We start from the raw sequence: 1,702 nt of genomic DNA, 5'->3' as shown, positions 1-1,702 counted from the left end.
GGCTCAGTCAAGATTTCCGTGACGGAGTGACGTTACGTGACGATAGTCAAGCAAGGAGGACTCGCTTGCGGAGCAGATGGAGTCCGGCTCGTCCGTACATCTGTCGCTTCAGCATCTTGATCCGGTTGACGTGCCCTTCGACAGGGCCGGAGCTCCATCGCAGCGTCAGTCCTGCGATGACGGCGTCGTGGTCGCGCTGCAGCCCGTCGGCGAAGGCATGAAGGGCGGGCAGATCATCGCCGCGAACGGCGTCGGTCCAGGCGGTGAGGAGGTCGCCGCGCAGGCCGCAGACCATGCGGGCGAAAAAAGCTACGTGGCCTCGAGCGGCGGACAACTCTGGGCAACGGGCGAGCACTTCACCCAGTTGTCGCGCTTCGTTGACCCGAAGCTGTTCCGGGTTCCACATGATCCAGTTGGCGATCTGCTGGGGTTTGAGGATCGGTGCCGGTGACCGGATTGAGCCGAGCGATGTTCGGAGCGGGCGGAGGTAGTGCCTGACTGCTTGCGGGGTCTGTCCTGGGTAGCCCAGCGCACGGATTTCCCGGAAGAGGCGGGCGGCGTCTGTGCAGCCCTCGTTCCAGCGCCGGATCAAGTAGGGCTTGTAGTCGTCCAGGCGCGTGGTGCGAAGCGATCCATCGATGAGGGCGTCGAGGTTCTCGCAGTGGGCATACCGTTCTGCGGTATGCCGGGCCAGTCCCAGCTCCCGCCCGATCGCGCTGATCGACCGGCCCCGGGCCAGCAGCCGCTGAACCACTTCATAGCGTTCTCGCGTGCGGGTGACCAGCCACTTCTCCTTGCCGGTGTCCGGATTGAGTGTCGAGGGCGGTGCCTTGGCCATGCGGCGGAAAGAGTCCACCTCGGTCAACTCCGGGGAGTGCAGGCAGGGGCGGTGCGCTATGACAGTGCGTTCGATGGCGTGGGCCAGGTTGTCCCACAAGTGCCAGCGATCAGCCACCTGGCGTGCGTCTGGTGCTCCGGAGCGGGCGGCCTCGGCATAGGCGCCGGCCCGGTCCCGGCAGATCACTTCGATGCCAGGATGCCGGGCGAGCCAGAGCGCGACGGGTTCCTTCTCCCGGCCGGGCAACAGGTCGAGGACGCCATGGGTCTCAATGTCGACCAGCACCGTTCCGTACTTCCGGCCGCGGCGGGTGGCGAAGTCGTCCACTCCCAATACCCGCGGCGACCGCAGGCACGGGTCGGGCAGCGCCATCAGCACGTTCAGCAACGTCACGCGGCTGACGATGATGTGCAGCACCCCGGCGAGCCGGGCGCCGGCTCTGCCCGCCAGAGCCAGGGCGATTGCCTGCACGACTTCGAGCAGTGGAATGGTGCGGCGTCCATAGCGGATGGTCAGTCCCTCGACCTGTTCCACGAAGGTACGTCGCGGGCAGTCCGCAGCGTCGCAGAACAGTCGGCGCACGGCCAAGTCGATGACCACCGGACGTCCGCCGATAGCCGTGTCAGCAAGGTGTCGCTGATACCAACTGTGAACCCGGGATGAGGAAGCCCCACAGCCCGGGCATCGCAGCAGACACCGCCGGGTCCGGGCCTCGACCCGCACCATGCCGTCCTCCACACACACCCGTTTCACCAGCACCTTCGCCAGATGCGGGAACACGATGCTCAGCAAATTGTCAGACACAACCGACCATGCCACCGCGGTGACGTAACGTCACTCCGTCACGGAAATCTTGACTGAGCC

Annotated in this window: 1 protein-coding gene; it reads right to left on the bottom strand. The window is 65.7% G+C overall.

Going from position 1 to position 1,702, the window contains the following annotated elements; translation table 11 throughout:
• Positions 1–46: 46 nt before the first annotated feature.
• Positions 47–1,642, bottom strand: coding sequence for an ISL3 family transposase (locus ACIREE_RS42625; RefSeq protein ID WP_404164979.1), 1,596 nt, complete (start codon positions 1,640–1,642; stop codon positions 47–49).
• Between the last annotated feature and the right edge of the window lie 60 nt (positions 1,643–1,702).

This window comes from Streptomyces sp. NPDC102467, from assembly GCF_044765445.1.
GTDB lineage: Bacteria > Actinomycetota > Actinomycetes > Streptomycetales > Streptomycetaceae > Streptomyces.
This window is presented reverse-complemented; position numbering and strand designations above follow the sequence as displayed.